Origin of the sequence: Shinella sp. (assembly GCF_035998705.1) — a bacterium.
Taxonomy (GTDB): domain Bacteria; phylum Pseudomonadota; class Alphaproteobacteria; order Rhizobiales; family Rhizobiaceae; genus Shinella.
In genome coordinates this window covers 77,279-93,592 of record NZ_DASYHH010000016.1, presented here as the reverse complement: position 1 = coordinate 93,592, position 16,314 = coordinate 77,279, and the positions used below count along the sequence as shown (strand labels likewise).

Sequence of the window (16,314 nt, the reverse complement as noted above, 5' to 3'; positions counted from 1 at the left end):
TTTATGTCGCGATTTTATAAAGCCGGCCTGCTGGCCACCGTTGCCTGCGTCCTCGGTGCCACGTCTGCCTTCGCCAACCCGGCCGAGATGTGCAAGGGCGTGACCCTGAACATGCTGCTCGAAACGGTTCCCGATACCACTGCGCTACAGAAGGTCGCCCCGGAATTCGAGGCACTGTCCGGCGCCAAGATCAATATCGAGGCCGTCAACTACTCACTGATGCATGAAAAGCTGGTCCCGAGCCTCACGGCTTCGTCCGGCGCCTATGACGTGCTCGTCGTAGACAGCTACTGGGTCGGCGAATTCGTCACCGCCAAATGGATCCAGCCGCTCGATGAACGCATCGCCAAGGATGGCGTCGATACCTCCGTCTACTTCCCGGCGCTGATGGACATCAACGGCAAGATCAAGGACACGACCTACATGCTGCCGTTCTGGCAGTACGCCATGGGTCTGCTTTACCGCAAGGACATCGTCGAGGCACCGGAATTCCAGGCTGCCTACAAGACCGAATTCGGCCGCGACTGGCGTCTGCCGGAGACGCTGGAGGAATATGCCGAGCTTGCGAAATGGGCAGGCAAGTTCACCGGCAAGGCGGGTGCTGCCATGTCCGGCCAGCGCGCGGACCCCGTCGTCATGGAAGCGACCAACTACGTCTTCTCGCTCGGTGCCGATTTCTACAATCGTGAGGACTGGGTGCCCTCCTTGAACTCCCCTGAAGGGATCAAGGCTGTCACCGTCTATGCGGATCTGATCAACAATGCCGCGCAGCCGGGTGCCCTGGGTGCGAATTTCGACGATGTCGCCAATGCCCTCAAGCAGGACAAGGCCGTCTTCGCGATCACCTATCTCTTCCTGATGCCGACACTTCAGGATCCGAAGGAATCGCTCGTCGTAGACAAGATCGGCTTTGCCAGGATGCCCGGCGAAGACAGTCTGCTCGGCGCATGGGGATGGGCCGTTCCGAGCAATGCGTCGAACCCGGATTGCTCGTGGGAATTCATCAAGTGGGTCGAATCCAAGGACATCGCGCTCAAGCGCGGTATCGAAGGCGGCCAGCCGACCCAGACCTGGATTTACGACAACGCGGACTTCATCAAGGCGTGGCCGGCCATGGCTGCGGTCGGTGACGCGCTCGCCCATGCCAAGGGACTTCCGGTCATGTCGCGTGCGACCCAGCTCGTCGAAGTGTTCGCGGAAGTGATGGGCGACGTGCTGGCGAACGGGACCGATCCGGCAACGGCGATCACCAATGCGGAAGACAAGCTTGCTGCACTCACCCGCGGCGATCCGCTCCTGAAATAAGCGAGGCACCGCCTGCGCTCACGCCCGCCGCGGCCCACACACCGGTGGCGGCGGGCCGGTCTGATTACAGCTGGATCATGATGACATGAAATCTGCGACCAATTCCACGAACATGCGGGCGACACGCGTCCCTCAAAAGAGCGACGGGCTTTCCCTCGGCTTCTACAAGTTCGTTTTCATGACACCCACCATTCTCGTCATGATGTTGGTCGTCGCGGCGCCGTTGCTCTATTCGCTCTACCTCAGCCTGCACGAATACATCGTGACCTATGGCCAGGGGCCCTTCATCGGTCTCGGCAACTACGTGCTCCTGATGGGACGGGAATTCGCCGGGGTCTCGTGGGTCACGATGAAGCTCACGATCAGCGTGGTGGTGATCGAGTTCCTCGTCGCCTTTGCGCTTGCGCTCCTGCTCAACCAGTCATGGCTGCGCTACCGCGAGTTCTACCTCGTCATCCTGATGCTTCCCATGCTGATGACGCCGGTCGCCGTCGCCCTGATGTTCAGGCTGATGTTCAATCCCAATCTCGGGATCGTCAACTGGCTCTTGAGCCTGGTCGGCATTCCCGCGCAGGGGTGGTTCGGCGATCCGAACCTGGCGCTTGCGACGGTCATCTTCGTCGATGCCTGGACCGAGACGTCGCTGATGCTGATCATGCTCTATGCCGGCTTGCGGTCGCTCCCGCAGGATCCCGTCGAAGCGGCGCGGATCGACGGCGCGAATGCCTGGCAGATCCTCAGGCACGTAACCCTGCCGACGCTTCGGCCGGTCATTCTGGTCACCCTGCTGATCCGCATGATCACGGCGCTGAAAAGCTACGATCTCATCTACATCCTGACCCAGGGCGGACCCGGCAAGACCACTGAAACGATCAGTTTCTACGCCTATCGCCTGGGCTTCCGGTTCCTGGATATCGGACAGGCCGCGGCAGTCTCGTTCATCCTGCTCGTGGCCGTCGTCGGGCTCACGCTTATACTTCTGCGCATCCTGAGGGAGAGGTGAGATGGAGGGAAATTCACCCGACAAGCGCCGCTGGCACCGGTTCGAGGAATGGGACGCGCGGCCGCTCAGGCTGGACAGCTTCGCCGAGGAGAACCCGGAAGATGGCTTCGCCGTCTTCGACAGCCCCTATGATCCGAGCCCGAGCCTCAGGCTTTCGCCGGATGGCACGGTGCTGGAAATGGACGGGCGCCTTGCGGCGGATTTCGATATTCTCGATTTCTTCATCGCCCGTCACCACATCGACCCGGCCATGGCCGCCGAAGCCATGGCGATGGACAGCGCCCAGGTGGCGCGCATGCTGGTGGACATCAACGTGCCGCGCGCCCGTCTGGAGCAACTGGCACGGGGCATGACGCCGGCGAAGTTCACCGACGTGCTCGGTCATCTGAATGCGCTGGAAACCACGTTCGCCTATTCGAAGATGCGCCAGCGGCACAGCCCGGGCAACCAGGCGCATGTCACCAATGCAAAGGACGACCCGCTGCAACTCGCGGCGGATGCCGCGATCGCCGTTGCGCTCGGCTTCGACGAGATCGAAACGACGATGCGCGTGGCGGGCAATGCCTGGGCCAACGCACTCGCCTGCACCGTCGGCGCGGCCGCCGGTCGCGGCAGCACGCTTTTCCAGTGCTCGATCGAAGAGGCGGAAGAGCTGAAGATCGGTCTCGCCGGCCTTGCGACCTATGCGGAAACGGTCTCGGTCTACGGCACAGAGCGGTCCTTCGTCGATGGCGACGATACGCCGTGGTCGAAGGCGTTCCTGACAGCCGCCTATGCGTCGCGCGGCATCAAGGCCCGTTGCACGTCGGGCGCATCCTCCGAGCTTCTCATGGGGTTCCACGAAAAACGATCGGTGCTTTATCTCGAGGCGCGCTGCCTTTGCCTTCAGCGGGCGATGGGCGTGCAGGGCACGCAGAATGGCGGCATAGACGGCGCCCCGCTCACCGCCTCCATGCCGGCGGGCGTGCATGAACTCCTCGCCGAAAACCTGCTCGCCGTCTGGCTTGGACTGGAATGCGCGTCTGGCAACGATACACGGATCTCGGAATCGGAAATCCGCGTCGGGGCCAAGATCACGCCCTATCTGCTTGCGGGCTCCGACCTCATCACGTCGGGTTTCGGGTCGATAAAGGCCTACGACAATTCGTTCAATCCCTCGCTGTTCAACAGCGAGGAACTCGAGGACTATCTTGTCCTCCAGCGCGATTTCCAGGTGGATGGCGGACTGGTGCCGATCACGGAGGATCACGCGCTCAAGCTCCGTCGGCAGGCGCTGGATGCCTTGGGCGACGTGCTGGAAGAACTCGGTCTCGCGCAGGCCGACGAGGCGATGAAGGAAAGCGTCCTTTATGCCTCCGGATCGAACGAGACCGAGACGTTTTCGCCGGCAACGACGCTTGCGATCAGCAACAGTATCGCCGCGCGTGGGCTGAGCGCACTCGACGTCATCCGCGCACTCGCCCGGCGCGGCCACGCCCGGCTGGCGGAGAATGTGCTTGTCATGCTGCGCCAGCGCCTCAGCGGCGACTACTTGCAGACGTCCGCGGTGATCCGCGAGGGCAAGGTCGTCAGCGCCGTGAACGAACCGAACGATTATAGCGGACCGGGCACGGGTTACCGCATGAGCTCTGAAAAATGGAAGCGGGTGAAGTCGATCCGCGGCACGATCAACCGCGAGCATGTGCTGAAGGCGGAAGGCCGGCATGAGGCTCCCAGCGGCACGCCGACGCTCTACAGCATCGGCCGGGCGGAAAAGGGCCACGATCCATACGAAGTCGTCATCGGCATCAGCCCCGCCTTCGGCGAGCGGCTGCACCAGACGACGGCGGGCCATGCGGTCACGGATGTGCTGAATGCGCTCTATTCCGGCATTCTGTCCGGCGGCGGGCTGCCGCGGGTGGTTCGCATCATGCACACGGCCGACACCTCGTTTCTGGGGCTCACGGCGGCGCGCCTTTCGGGCTCCGGTTACGGCATCGGCATCCAGGCCAAGGGCACCGCGATCATTCACCAGCGTGACCGGCTGCCGCACATGAATCTGGAACTCTTTTCCAATGCGCCGCTCGTGACGATCGAGCACTATCGCCGGATGGGCCATAACGCGGCGCGCATGGCATGGGGAGAGGCTCCCGAACCCGTCATCGTCACCAATGACGGGCAGGCGCTGAGCGCCCGCTTCCATACGAAGGTGGCGCTTCTCTACGCCATCGAGACCGAGATGACGGTGCCCGGTGCCGACCCGCTCGATCAGTACTTCGCCACGCCGGAGCGCAACGCATGAGCCAGTCGAAAAATTATAGCGATATCTATCCGCTCTCCGAAAAAGCCCCGGAACTCGTGCGCACCACAACGGGGCTGGCGCTCGACGAATTCACGCTCGAGGCGGTTCTGGATGGCCGGGTCGGCGTCTCCGATCTGGCAATCACCCCTGAGGTTCTCCGGCTGCAGGCGGGGATCGCGAGGAGCGCGGGCCGCGACAAGCTGGCAGACAATTTCGAGCGCGCCGCCGAACTCGTGGCCGTGCCACAGGACCTGTTGCTCAGCACATACGAGCTTCTGCGGCCAGGCCGCGCCGGCTCCGCAGCGGTGCTTCACGAGCGGGCTGAGGCACTGCGGAAAGAATTCGGTGCCGAACACATCGCCACGCTGATCGAGGAAGCCGCTGACGTCTACGACAGGCGCGGCCTGTTCTCGAAGAGATTTTAGGAAAGGAACGACCTTGGCCCAAGTGGAAGTCGTCGGACTGTCGAAGAGCTTTGCCACAGTCAACATCATCAACGACCTGAACCTCAAGATCGCCGACGGCGAATTCGTCGTCCTTGTCGGCCCGTCGGGATGCGGCAAGACGACCCTGCTGCGCATGATTGCGGGCCTGGAAACCTCGAGCGCGGGCGAAATCAGGATCGGTGACAGGGACGTCACCCGGCTATCGCCGAAAAATCGCGACATCGCGATGGTCTTCCAGTCCTACGCACTTTATCCGCATATGACGGCGGCCGAGAATATGGGCTTCAGCCTCAAGCTCGCCGGTGTCCCTGCGGCCCAGATTTCCGAGCAGGTGCAACGCGCGGCAAAGCTCCTGCACATCGAGCATCTCCTCGCCAGAAAACCCAAGGACCTCTCCGGCGGCCAGCGCCAGCGCGTCGCGATGGGCCGCGCCATGGTGCGCGAACCGGCGGTCTATCTGTTCGACGAGCCGCTTTCCAACCTCGATGCCCAGCTGCGCACGACGATGCGCGCGGAGATCAAGCGCATGCATCTCGAAGAGAAGCAGACGGTGATCTACGTCACCCATGACCAGATCGAAGCGATGACGCTCGCCGACCGCATCGTCGCCATGCGCGACGGCAAGATCGAGCAGATCGGAAGCCCGGACGACCTCTACAATCGTCCCGCGTCGACCTTCGTCGCCCGCTTCATCGGCTCGCCTGCCATGAACCTGCTGCCGGCCAACATCCGTGACGGTAGAATAGCAGTCGAAGACGGACCGACCTTCGACCTGCCACCGGCCTTCGCAAATCTGGGATCCAGCGAGGGTCGCGCGATCCTCGTCGGTATTCGGCCGGAGGCGTTCCACCTCAATCCGCCGTCGCAAGATGCGCCGGGCTTGGAGATGACCGTATCGCTCATCGAGCCCTGCGGAGCCGAGGTCTATGTCATCGGCGAGGTGGCCGGGCGAGACATCACCATCAGACTGAACCCCGGCACGCAACCTGCCCGCGGCGAGACGCGGCGGATCTACGCGGACCCTGCCGCACTGCACGTCTTCGACAAGAACACCGAACTGACGCTGCGGACATAGGAGAGACCGATGGCCAAATCCCTTCTCGATGGCAAGGTCGCCCTGGTGACAGCGGCGGGGTCCGGCATCGGACGATCCTCCGCGCGAATCCTGGCCGAGCACGGCGCTCGCGTCGTTGTGACGGATCGCGATGAGCAGGCAGCCGATGAGGCCGCATCGAGCATCGTCGCCGACGGCGGGCTGGCAGAGGCGCATGCGCTCGATGTGACGGACGACGTGGCGATCACGTCACTGTTCGAGGGCGTGGTGAAAGCCCATGGTGGGCTGCACATCCTGCACAACCATGCCGGCATCCAGATCGCGGGCGCGCTCGAACAGATCGACAGCAGCGACATGCGCGAATCCTACGAGGTGAACGTCGTCGCGCCGTTTTCGGCCTGCCGCGCCGCGCTGCCGTTCATGCGCGCCCAAGGCGGCGGCGTCATCCTCAACACCGCGTCCAATGCCGGCGTCTTTCTCGACAAGGGGATGCTCGCCTATATCACCACGAAATCCGCCGTCATCACCATGACCAAGCAGATCGCCCTCGACTATGCAAAGGACGGCATACGCGTCAATGCGATCTGCCCCGGTTGGGTCGATACGCCGTTCAATGGACCCTACGAAAACCAGCTCGGGGGCCGCGCGGCGCTCGAGAAGCTGGTGCGCGATCTCGTTCCCATGGGCCGCTTCGGGCGTCCGGAGGAGGTCGCCGAGGCCATTCTTTTCCTGTGCTCGGATCGCTCGGCTTTCATCACCGGTCATGCGCTGGTGGTGGACGGTGGCGAGTGCCTGGCCGGTGGAAGCAACTCGACGGTGTGAATATCCCGGTTCCGCTCCATGAGAGGCACCAAATGAAGGAAATCGTTCTTGCAAAGTCAAATCAATCGGGTCGCCGACGGTAAGAGCGGCGCATTGCCTCCGGTCCTGGCCACGACGGATCCGACCCGTGCTCCAGACCGGGCGGGCGGGGACGGGGAATCATTGCTCGCGAGCTCCGGCCCCAGGATCACCCCCGACAATGCCGCCGATCTGGCCCGCCAATTCTACGGCATCGAGGGCAAGGTCCGAGCGCTCTCCTCGGAACGGGATGCCAACTTCCATATCCAGCTTGCCGACGGCGCGCAGGCGCTGCTCAAGGTCAGCAATTCGATGGAGGACAGGGCCGAGACGGGCATGCAGACTGCCGCCCTGATGCATCTCGCCGCGGTCGATCCCGACCTGCCCGTACAGCGTATCCACGCCACGACGGACGGGGCCGCCTGGGTGCTGATCGACGGACCAGCCGGCGATCGGCATATCGTGCGCCTGATGTCCTATATCGAAGGCACGATGCTGAGCATTGCCGAGCCATTGCCGGGCCTGCACTTCGAGATCGGCCGCACGCTTGCGCGGCTGACGCGGGCTTTGCGCGGTTTCTTCCACCCTTCCAGCGGCCGCTTCCTGCAATGGGACATCAAGCATGCCGGCAGGCTGCGTCCGATGCTCGAGGCCGTCGAGGAGCCGGACCTGAAGTCGAGGCTCACGCGACTGCTCGCACGTTTCGACGCCGAGATCGGGCCGCGCCTGCCGCATCTGCGCGCGCAGACGGTGCACAACGACTTCAATCCGCACAACATCGTCGTCGACGGTCCGCGCGCCGCGCGCGTCACCGGCGTCATCGACTTCGGCGATATGGTGACGACGCCGAATGTCTGCGACCTCGCCGTTGCCTGCTCCTACCATCTCAACGGCGGAAACGATCCGCTGCGACCCGTGGAAGATCTGGTCGCGGGCTATGCCTCGGTCCTTCCCCTGGAGCCGGAGGAACTGAGCCTGCTTCCCGATCTGATCCGTCTGCGCCACGCCACCACGCTCGCCATCACGTCGTGGCGCGCGCAGAAATATCCGGAGAACGCCGCCTATATCCTGCGCAATGCCGCCGCATCGCGCCGCGGGCTGGACATCCTCGATTCCCTCGATCCCTCCGAGACGAGCCATGCCCTGACGAGGGCCGCGACACGGGACAGTTCAACGGTAAATGCAGGAAGCAACAGACCATGAGCATGGTGAACGCATTCGATCCGACCCGCGTCAGCGCCCTGGATCCCGAGGAACTCGCCCTGATCACACGACGCGAGAAGGCGCTCGGGCCGGCCTATCGGCTGTTCTACGAGGAGCCGCTGCATCTGGTGCGAGGCGAAGGCGTGTGGCTCTACGACCAGAACGGCCGGGCCTATCTCGATGCCTATAACAACGTGGCCTCGGTCGGGCATTGCCATCCCAGGGTCGTCGAGGCGATCTCGCGCCAGGCCGGCACGCTGAACACGCATACGCGCTACCTGCACGAGGGCGTCGTCAGCTATGCCGAACGGCTGCTCGCGACGATGCCATCCGCACTCGGCCACATGATGTTCACCTGCACGGGCTCCGAGGCCAACGATCTGGCATTGAGGATAGCCCGTGCCTTCACCGGCCGGCAGGGTGTCATCGTGACGAGCCTCGCCTATCACGGCCTGACGGAGGCCGTTGCCGAGATTTCGCCCTCGCTTGGCGCCTATGTGCAGCGTGGCGAACGGGTGCGGCTCATCCCGGCCCCGAACGCCCTTTTCGTTCCCCCCGCCGAACAGGGCGCAAAGCTCGCGGCAGATCTCGCCGCGGCCATCGCCGCCATGCGCGAGGACGGCATCGAACCTGCGGCCTTCATCGTCGACACGATCTTTTCGAGCGATGGCCTCTATCCCGATCCCGCCGGATTTCTGAGACCGGCCGTCGATCTCATCCGCAAGGAGGGCGGCCTGTTCATCGCCGACGAGGTACAGCCGGGCTTCGGCCGGACAGGCGAGACGTTCTGGGGCTTCGAGCGCCACGGCGTGGTGCCGGATCTCGTGACGATGGGCAAGCCCATGGGCAACGGCTTCCCGGTCGCGGGCGTCGCGCTCAAGCCGGATCTTGTCGCGGAGTTCGGCGCAAAAGCGCGCTATTTCAACACCTTCGGCGGCAATCCAGTGGCGTGCGCCGCAGGCATGGCCGTGCTGGACGTGATCGAGGAGGAGGCCTTGCAAGCCAATGCCCGCGATATCGGCCGCCATCTCAAGGACGGATTGGCAGCGCTCGTTGCCGACCGGAACGACATTGCCGATGTCCGCGGCGCCGGCCTCTTCATCGCCGTCGAATGCGTCCTGAACGCAGAAGACCGCGCGCCGAACGCCCACCTTGCAGCCTCGCTCGTCAATCACCTTCGCCGAAACGGCGTCCTGATCAGCGCCACGGGTCCCGGTGCAAACATCCTGAAGATCCGCCCGCCCCTCGTGATGAAGCAGGAGGACGCCGCGTTTTTCCTCAAGGCTGTCGAGACTGCGTTGAAGGCATCGCGCGACGGCCGCTAGTGTTCAGCCGCCGCCGCCTTGTCTTCCACTTCAACCGAATGGTGGGCAGAGGTAGCTGGCGGTGGTTTTTTTTGATATTGGCCACCCAATGTCGGAGGGCTGGATGGGAAAGATCGAAAACAGGACTTTGAACGAGCGCGCGTATGATGAAATCAAGCGCTCGCTCATCGCCGGACATTTTCGTCCAAGCGACGTGCTCGTGACCCGCACCCTTGCCGAGAATTATGGAATTTCAACCACGCCGGTGCGCGAAGCACTCCAGCGACTGGTCGGCGAGCGTCAGCTCGTCCTTCTGTCGAACCGTTCGGTTGCCGTTCCGGCCTGGGATGTCGAGAAATATCTTGAGCTCGCCCGCATCCGGCGTGAACTGGAGGGCCTGGCTGCCGAACTGGCCGCGCAGAACATCACCGACAAGAAGATCCGGGTTCTCGAGAAGGTCGTCCTCGACATTGAAAAATCGATCTCGGCCAAAGACATCTCGGTCTATGTCAATCTGAACCAGCAGTTCCATTTCGCGATCTACGAGAGTGCGAATTCTCCCCGCTTGCTGCAGATGATCCAGGATGTCTGGGGCCAGGTCGGACCCTACTTCCTGGAACTGTTCAGCGATCCCGTCTACGAGTCCGTCGCAAACACCGAACACGTCCTCATTCTCGAAAGTCTCAAGGCACGGGATGCGGCGGGCGTTCGCAAACATATCGTTGCCGATATCGCCAGCGCGGCCGAAGTGCTCGAACCACGTATTCAAGAGCTTGCGTCGAAGGACGATCGCGCGGTCCTCGGGTCGCTTCGTTGATAGTCGCGGACGACCGGGACGCGATTGGCGTCCCGGCCTCTTCGTTTAGCCACGCGCCTTGCGCACAATGGCCATGAACTCCTTGGCCCGCTGCGGATCGACGGCATTCCATGTGTGCCCATCGACCTTGAGCGACGACCCCACGACGCAACCATCCGCAACCTTCAGCACATCGGCCACGGTGGCGTGCTTGACCCCGGTATTGGCGAGCACCGGCGTATCGGGCAGCGCTTTCTTCACCGATTCCAGATCGACCATCTTCGCCGATTCACCGGTAATCGCGCCCGATACCAGAACGGCGTCCGGGATCGAGGAGAAGACCGCGGAGCGTGCCCTGTCCGCCAGCGGACGGCTGTCGAGGGAGGCGGCGAATTCTGCCGAGACATTGTTCAGGATCACCAGGTCCTTGCGGTCGAGCTGCCGCGCACGGCGCATGGCCCGCCCTGCGTTCGGCGTCCACGGTCCCATGTCCGAGGCGTAGGTGCCGGTGAAAATCTCGCGCACGAAAGCAGCACCGGTGGCGGCCGCCAGGGCGACGGTGCTGTCGGGATCCCAAAGCACATTGACGCCAAAGGGCTTTTCGATCCGCTCGACCAGACGGCCGATCACGCACGCCATGGCCGTCGTGGTGGCGATATCCACCTTCAGCTCATAGGGGCGATCGTTTTCATTGCCGAACATCACGGCATCCACCCCTGCTGCCTGCAGGGCGTCGAGATCCTTCAAGGCACCCTGATAGATTCCCTCGACGCCGGCGTCGGCATCATAGAGGGGGGTGCCGGGCATGGGGTTCAGGTGAACCATCGCGATGACCGGTTTGATTCCCGGAAAGAGATCGGCAAATTTCGTCATTTCATTCTCCGTTAGCCGCTTGCAGAAGGGATGAGCGGTCTTGGGTTACAGGATGGGGCATGGCGATCAGCTTTTTCGGCGCTCGATCAGCCAGAAGAAAACGACCGTGATCATCAGGATGATCAGAAGCAGGATGAAGGCGGCGGACGACCCCTCGTTCACCTGAAGGCCCTGAAAGGCGCGCTTGTACGCGAAAAACGACAGAAGCTCCGTGGAAACGCCAGGGCCACCCTTGGTGAGCACATAGATCAGGTCATAGGTGCGAAATTCATTGATCAGCTGAATGACGATGGCAATGATCGAAACCGGGCGCAGGAGCGGCAGGGTGATGTACCAGAACTGCTGGAGCGGGCCGGCACCATCGACCTCGGCAGCCTCATACGGCTCCTTCGGCAAGGACGCGAGGCCAGCCGAGAGCAGGAGCACGACAAAGGATGTCTGTTGCCAGATGTCAATCGAGATGAGTGTCGAGAGCGCAATGGAACTGTTGCCCAGCCAGTCGATCATCGGCAGGCCCATGGCGGCAAGCGTCTGGTTCACGATCCCCAGATTGGGCTGCAACAGCATGCGCCAGATCAGGGCGACGGCAACCGGCGACATGGCCATTGGCAGCGTCAGGATGGCGAAATAAATCCCGCGCGCCGTGAAAATCTGGCGCAGCATCAGGGCAATGGCCAGTCCGATGACGAATTCGCCGATCACGGCGGCTGCCGAATAGCGCAGCGTCAGCCAGAGCGAATGCCAGAACAGCGGTTCGCTCGTGACATTGAGGAAATTTGTCAGGCCGGCAAAATTCAGCGCCGGGCGTATCATCGTCATCGAGGACAGCGAGATCGCCAATGCGTAAAGCAACGGGAACCCCATGACCACGACCAGCATGGCAAGGCCAGGAGCCGCAAAGCTCCATCCGGCACGAACCCTGTTTCTTGCAATCGCATTCATGCGACGATCCCTTGTGTACGGACGCGCGCGCTGCTGGCCCGCTGTCCGGCTCGGCCTTGGCAGGCGAGCGGCGTGCTTGGTGAGATGTCCCGTCAGGGGCGAATTCGCTTGGCTGCTTGCGGGCTGCCGATGCAGCCCGCAAGCAAATGGCCTACTTGGCCATAAGGTCCTTGAGGCCCTTCGCAGACGCTTCCAGCGCAGCTTCGACCGTCGCGTCGCCACTGGCGGCAAGCGAGATCTGGGTACCGAGCAGATCTTCATATTGCGGGCTGTAGGTGAAGATCGGGAAGCTCTTGCCGGCAGCCACAATGTCGCCTGCCTTGGCATAGAAGGGATACTTGGCCAGCACGGCTGAATCGCTGAACACATCCGAACGCACCGGCGCATGGCCCTGAAGAGCGCGCTTCACCGAGACATCCTTGGACTGAACCCAGGAGATGAACGTCCAGGCCGCTTCCTTCTGGTCGTCCGGAATGTTCTTCGGAATGCCCCAGCCCCAGCCGCCGCTTTCGCCGTGGCCGCCTGGCATCACCGAGATCGACACCTTGCCGGCCACATTCGGGCAGGCTTCCGCGTTGTCGATCTGCGGCAGCATCCACCAATAGGTGACCATCGAGAAGGATTCGCCGGCGCACATCAGCCGCATCGTGTCGTCGAGCGTGGCCGAAAGCGCACCTGTCTGGGCTGCGTTGCTGATCATATCCGCATACAGCGTCAGTGCTTTTTTCCCTTCGTCGGAATTGAGCACGATGGCGCCGTCTTTGTCGAAATAGTCGCCACCTGCCGCAAAGAGGTAGTTGGAGAACTCCATGGAATTGGGATCACCGCGCTGGCCCTGCATGGCAGCGCCGTTGATGCCGGCTTGCGCCTTCATGAACTTGGCGACGGCAACGTAGTCATCCAATGTCGCGGGAGCTTCGAGCTTCTTGCCGGCCGCCGCTTCGAACTTTGCGGCGAGGTCGGGATTTTCCAGCAGATCGGTGCGATAGATCAGGCCCATCGAATAGTTGTACATCGGCATGATCGGCATCGCTTCGTCTGTGCGACCCAGAAGATCCAACATCGACGGGATGATCGGGGACGTGTCGAAGCCCGACTTCTCCGCATAGGGCTTCAGGTCTTCGAGCCAGCCGCCGGCCGGAAACTCGCCCGCCCAGAGGAAGTCTACCGAAAGCAGATTGTACTGGCTCTCGCCGCTGACGAGCTGGGTGACCAACTTGTCGTGCATGTCGCCATAGCCGACTTTCTCGAATTCGACCTTGATGCCGGTTTCGGCCTCGAACTCCGGAAGCAATCCCTCGATGATCTTCGTTTCGGGGACATCCTCCATCAGTGCACGCAGGACGACATCGGCAGCAAGTGCCGTCCCGGCCCATAGTGTGGCAGCAAGGCTGCCTGCAACAAGGAAGGCATTTATTTTCAATCGCGTTTTCATGAGTTCCTCTCTGTTTTGCTTATGTAGTCTTGAAGACACTTATCTGACCGAGCCGAAGGACAGGCCCTGTACGAGATACTTCTGGATAAAGCGCACCGCGATCAGCAGCGGCAGGATCGCGAGCGAGACACCCGCGGAGACCTGGGCGATCTGAACGCCGTTTGAGGTCTGCAACGCGGCAAGGGCCACTGGCACGGTGGCCGTCTTCGAGCCGCCAAGGATCAGCGCGAAGAGGAATTCATTCCACGACAGGATGAACCCCAGGACCGCAGCGGCCATGATGCCCGGCGCTGCCACCGGCAGCACGATGCGCCAGAAAGCGCCCCAGCGCGTGGCGCCGTCGGTCATGGCCGCCCCTTCCAGATCCTCCGGAATGGATTCGAAGAATCCCATCAGGATCCATGTCAGGAAGGGAAGATTGATGGCCGCATAGGCGAGCGTCAGCCCCGTCAGCGAATTGGTCAGCCCCGTGATGCGATAGAGCATGAACACCGGCAGCGCGAGCGCGACGGGCGGCAGCATCTGGCTGGCCAGCGTCGCAAACCGCGCAAACTTTCCCCCGGTTTGAAAACGGGCGAATGCATAACCGGTCATGGCGGCAAGCGGCATGGCAAGCACCACGGACATGACCGCGACGATCAGCGAATTGAGGTAGTTCGTGCCGAAATTTTTCTCGACGAACAACGCTCGATAGTTATCGAGGGTGAATTCCGGCAAAATCGCCATCGAATAGGATGCCCGCTCCGGCACCAGAGAAGTGCGCAACACCCACAGGATCGGCAGGAGCACGATCAGGCAGGCAATCGTCAGCCCGACATGGGAAAGGATGCGGCGCGCCATCGCTTACGCCTTTCGCCGATAGGCCGCACCCGAGGCGGCGTTGAACAGATGCATCTGCGACATGTCGGCGTGAAGCGTGACCTGATCCCCGAAATCGGGCAGGAAATGCCGCCCGGTACGGGCCGACAGGGTGGCGCCCCCGGCCTCGACCCCGATCAGGTTCTCGGCACCAAGGGCTTCGCGCATCACCACCTTGCCGGTGAAGGGCAAGGTTGCGGAGGTCGCTTCCGTCAGCACATCTTCCGCACGCAGGCCGAGAATGGCCGGTTCCGAGGCGGCATGGCTGTAGAGCGCCGACTGGGCCGGCGGCAGAACGCCCGCGATCGGCCCCGCATCGATCGACAATACGCCCGCTGCAACGGACAGCCGCGCCGCAACGAGGTTCATCGTCGGGGAAGCAAGGAACTGCGCCACGAACGTATTGGCCGGGTTGGCGTAAACATCGAGCGGAGCACCAACCTGCTCGATGTGGCCGTCCCGCATGATGCAAATCCGGTCCCCCATGGTCATCGCCTCGATATGATCATGGGTCACGAAGACCATGGTCTTTCCCAGGCGGCGGTGCAGCTTTACCAGTTCCTGCCGCATCTCGCCGCGCAGCTTGGCGTCGAGATTCGAAAGCGGCTCGTCCATCAGGAAGACATCCGGCTCGCGCACCATCGCCCGGCCAAGCGCCACGCGCTGACGCTGGCCACCCGAAAGCGCGCCCGGTCTGCGATCGAGATAGGGGACAAGTCCCAGGATCTCGGAAGCGTCCTTGATCCTCACATCCTGCTCGGCGAGCGGCGTGCCGCGCATCTTCATCCCGAAACGCATGTTCTCGCGCACGGACATATGCGGATACAAAGCATAGCTTTGGAACACGACGGCGACGTTTCGCGCGCGGGGCGGCAGGTCGGTGACGTCGCGTTTTCCGATCCTTATTCGTCCAGCCGTAATCTCTTCCAGGCCGGCGATCATCCTGAGCGTCGTGGATTTTCCGCAGCCCGATGGGCCGAGCAGCACCATGAACTCACCCTCTTCGATGGTGAGGGAAACATCCTTCACCCCGAATACGCCGCTGCCGTATTCACGGCTGATGGTGTCGAGTGTGATCGCGGTCAAGGTAGCCTCATGGACAGAGTGGCGTTGGGATGCGGCTTAAAATCGAACAAATTCGAACAAATCATGGGGTCAGGTGGTATAAACGCCGCCGGTGACGTTCAAGGCCTGGCCCGTCATGAAGCGCGCCGCATCGGAGCAGAGAAAGACGACGACACCCGCGACATCCTCGGGGGTCTCGATACGACCCAGAGGCGTTTGGCGAATGTAATCCTCTTCCACCTCAGCAGGCGTCATACCGCGCAACTCGGCTTCCCAGAGGATCTCGCGCTCCTGCATCGATGTGCGGACGAAGCCGGGGCAGACTGCATTGACGCGGATACCCTGCTGCGCAAGTTCGCGTGCAAGAGCCTGGGTCCAACCCACCACGGCGAACTTCGAAGCCGAATAGTGGGCGAGAAGAGGCGCGCCGATCTTGGCGGCGAGCGACGCCGTGTTGACGATAACACCTTTGTTTTCTTTAATAAAATATCGCACCGCGACCTGGTTCGTCAAAAACACACCGCGCGCGTTGACGTTCATGTTGAAGTCCCAGTCGTCATCGCTCAGATCGACCGCTCGGCGCATGGTCGATACACCTGCATTGGCAATGCAGATATCGAGCGCGCCGAAGGATGACAGCGCCTCGTCAAATGCCGCCTGCACCGAGGCGCGCTCGCGCACGTCGATTTTGACGGCATGGTGCCCCGCGCCAAGCGAGGCGGCGGCGGCCTGCGCAGCCTCGAGGTTGAGGTCGGCGATGACCACCGAAACGTCTTGCGCGGCAAGCGCCTTGGCAATGGCGAAGCCGATGCCGGTCGCAGCGCCGGTCACGATGGCCCGCTTGCGGGCCAACCCCGGGTGTTTTTGATCGGCAAGTTGATTTGGTTGCATATCCATTTCTCCAATTGC

The 16,314-nt window shown here is 62.4% G+C and carries 15 protein-coding genes; 9 read left to right on the top strand and 6 right to left on the bottom strand.

All coding sequences use genetic code 11. From position 1 onward, the window contains the following. The first annotated feature begins 3 nt into the window (after positions 1 to 3). From VGN93_RS12905 to VGN93_RS12865, 9 genes are all read left to right on the top strand, one after another. Positions 4 to 1,305, top strand: a complete 1,302-nt coding sequence (locus VGN93_RS12905) for an extracellular solute-binding protein (protein WP_327507805.1) — start codon at positions 4 to 6, stop codon at positions 1,303 to 1,305. 85 nt (positions 1,306 to 1,390) lie between these two features. Further along, positions 1,391 to 2,308 (top strand): sugar ABC transporter permease, encoded by a 918-nt coding sequence (locus VGN93_RS12900; protein WP_327507804.1) that lies wholly within the window; start codon positions 1,391 to 1,393, stop codon positions 2,306 to 2,308. 1 nt (position 2,309) lies between these two features. Further along, the gene (locus VGN93_RS12895) at positions 2,310 to 4,589 is read left to right on the top strand and encodes a propanediol/glycerol family dehydratase large subunit (protein ID WP_327507803.1); all 2,280 of its coding nucleotides are present in this window, start codon (positions 2,310 to 2,312) and stop codon (positions 4,587 to 4,589) included. After that, positions 4,586 to 5,014, top strand: a complete 429-nt coding sequence (locus VGN93_RS12890; RefSeq protein ID WP_327507802.1) for a diol dehydratase small subunit — start codon at positions 4,586 to 4,588, stop codon at positions 5,012 to 5,014. Before VGN93_RS12895 ends, VGN93_RS12890 begins: the two co-directional genes overlap by 4 nt. Positions 5,015 to 5,027: 13 nt before the next feature. Then, positions 5,028 to 6,110, top strand: coding sequence for a sn-glycerol-3-phosphate ABC transporter ATP-binding protein UgpC (locus VGN93_RS12885; RefSeq protein WP_327507801.1), 1,083 nt, complete (start codon positions 5,028 to 5,030; stop codon positions 6,108 to 6,110). A 9-nt stretch (positions 6,111 to 6,119) separates the two neighbouring features. Then, positions 6,120 to 6,911: an SDR family oxidoreductase gene (locus VGN93_RS12880; protein ID WP_327507800.1), complete on the top strand. Its 792-nt coding sequence runs from the start codon at positions 6,120 to 6,122 to the stop codon at positions 6,909 to 6,911. 162 nt (positions 6,912 to 7,073) lie between these two features. Beyond that, on the top strand, positions 7,074 to 8,132 hold the full coding sequence (locus tag VGN93_RS12875; protein WP_327507799.1) for a phosphotransferase: 1,059 nt from the start codon (positions 7,074 to 7,076) through the stop codon (positions 8,130 to 8,132). After that, positions 8,129 to 9,457, top strand: a complete 1,329-nt coding sequence (locus VGN93_RS12870) for an aspartate aminotransferase family protein (RefSeq protein WP_327507798.1) — start codon at positions 8,129 to 8,131, stop codon at positions 9,455 to 9,457. The genes VGN93_RS12875 and VGN93_RS12870 overlap by 4 nt, the downstream gene beginning before the upstream one ends. A gap of 103 nt (positions 9,458 to 9,560) precedes the next feature. Further along, entirely contained in the window at positions 9,561 to 10,253 is a 693-nt protein-coding gene (locus tag VGN93_RS12865; RefSeq protein WP_327507797.1) for a GntR family transcriptional regulator, read from the top strand. Between the two features lie 45 nt (positions 10,254 to 10,298). Here the strand turns inward: VGN93_RS12865 and VGN93_RS12860 are convergent, their stop codons facing one another. From VGN93_RS12860 to VGN93_RS12835, 6 genes are all read right to left on the bottom strand, one after another. Further along, positions 10,299 to 11,105, bottom strand: coding sequence for a BtpA/SgcQ family protein (locus tag VGN93_RS12860; RefSeq protein WP_327507796.1), 807 nt, complete (start codon positions 11,103 to 11,105; stop codon positions 10,299 to 10,301). 66 nt (positions 11,106 to 11,171) lie between these two features. After that, positions 11,172 to 12,047, bottom strand: coding sequence for a sugar ABC transporter permease (locus VGN93_RS12855; protein WP_319315187.1), 876 nt, complete (start codon positions 12,045 to 12,047; stop codon positions 11,172 to 11,174). A gap of 151 nt (positions 12,048 to 12,198) precedes the next feature. Then, a complete protein-coding gene (locus tag VGN93_RS12850; protein WP_327507795.1) occupies positions 12,199 to 13,482 on the bottom strand; it encodes an extracellular solute-binding protein in 1,284 nt (427 codons plus the stop codon). A 39-nt stretch (positions 13,483 to 13,521) separates the two neighbouring features. Continuing rightward, positions 13,522 to 14,322 carry a carbohydrate ABC transporter permease gene (locus tag VGN93_RS12845; protein WP_327507794.1) on the bottom strand — a complete coding sequence of 267 codons (801 nt, stop codon included), beginning with the start codon at positions 14,320 to 14,322 and terminating at the stop codon, positions 13,522 to 13,524. A gap of 3 nt (positions 14,323 to 14,325) precedes the next feature. Next, positions 14,326 to 15,426: an ABC transporter ATP-binding protein gene (locus VGN93_RS12840; protein ID WP_327507793.1), complete on the bottom strand. Its 1,101-nt coding sequence runs from the start codon at positions 15,424 to 15,426 to the stop codon at positions 14,326 to 14,328. Between the two features lie 69 nt (positions 15,427 to 15,495). Then, positions 15,496 to 16,296, bottom strand: a complete 801-nt coding sequence (locus VGN93_RS12835) for an SDR family NAD(P)-dependent oxidoreductase (protein WP_327507792.1) — start codon at positions 16,294 to 16,296, stop codon at positions 15,496 to 15,498. Between the last annotated feature and the right edge of the window lie 18 nt (positions 16,297 to 16,314).

Excerpts from the sequence above, each read along its gene's own strand:
- VGN93_RS12855 (WP_319315187.1), bottom strand. The coding sequence starts at position 12,047 with ATGAATGCGATTGCAAGAAACAGGGTTCGTGCCGGATGGAGCTTTGCG.
- VGN93_RS12870 (WP_327507798.1), top strand. The coding sequence starts at position 8,129 with ATGAGCATGGTGAACGCATTCGATCCGACCCGCGTCAGCGCCCTGGAT.
- VGN93_RS12905 (WP_327507805.1), top strand. The coding sequence starts at position 4 with ATGTCGCGATTTTATAAAGCCGGCCTGCTGGCCACCGTTGCCTGCGTC.
- VGN93_RS12890 (WP_327507802.1), top strand. The coding sequence starts at position 4,586 with ATGAGCCAGTCGAAAAATTATAGCGATATCTATCCGCTCTCCGAAAAA.
- VGN93_RS12880 (WP_327507800.1), top strand. The coding sequence starts at position 6,120 with ATGGCCAAATCCCTTCTCGATGGCAAGGTCGCCCTGGTGACAGCGGCG.
- VGN93_RS12900 (WP_327507804.1), top strand. The coding sequence starts at position 1,391 with ATGAAATCTGCGACCAATTCCACGAACATGCGGGCGACACGCGTCCCT.
- VGN93_RS12850 (WP_327507795.1), bottom strand. The coding sequence starts at position 13,482 with ATGAAAACGCGATTGAAAATAAATGCCTTCCTTGTTGCAGGCAGCCTT.
- VGN93_RS12845 (WP_327507794.1), bottom strand. The coding sequence starts at position 14,322 with ATGGCGCGCCGCATCCTTTCCCATGTCGGGCTGACGATTGCCTGCCTG.
- VGN93_RS12865 (WP_327507797.1), top strand. The coding sequence starts at position 9,561 with ATGGGAAAGATCGAAAACAGGACTTTGAACGAGCGCGCGTATGATGAA.
- VGN93_RS12835 (WP_327507792.1), bottom strand. The coding sequence starts at position 16,296 with ATGCAACCAAATCAACTTGCCGATCAAAAACACCCGGGGTTGGCCCGC.
- VGN93_RS12895 (WP_327507803.1), top strand. The coding sequence starts at position 2,310 with ATGGAGGGAAATTCACCCGACAAGCGCCGCTGGCACCGGTTCGAGGAA.
- VGN93_RS12860 (WP_327507796.1), bottom strand. The coding sequence starts at position 11,105 with ATGACGAAATTTGCCGATCTCTTTCCGGGAATCAAACCGGTCATCGCG.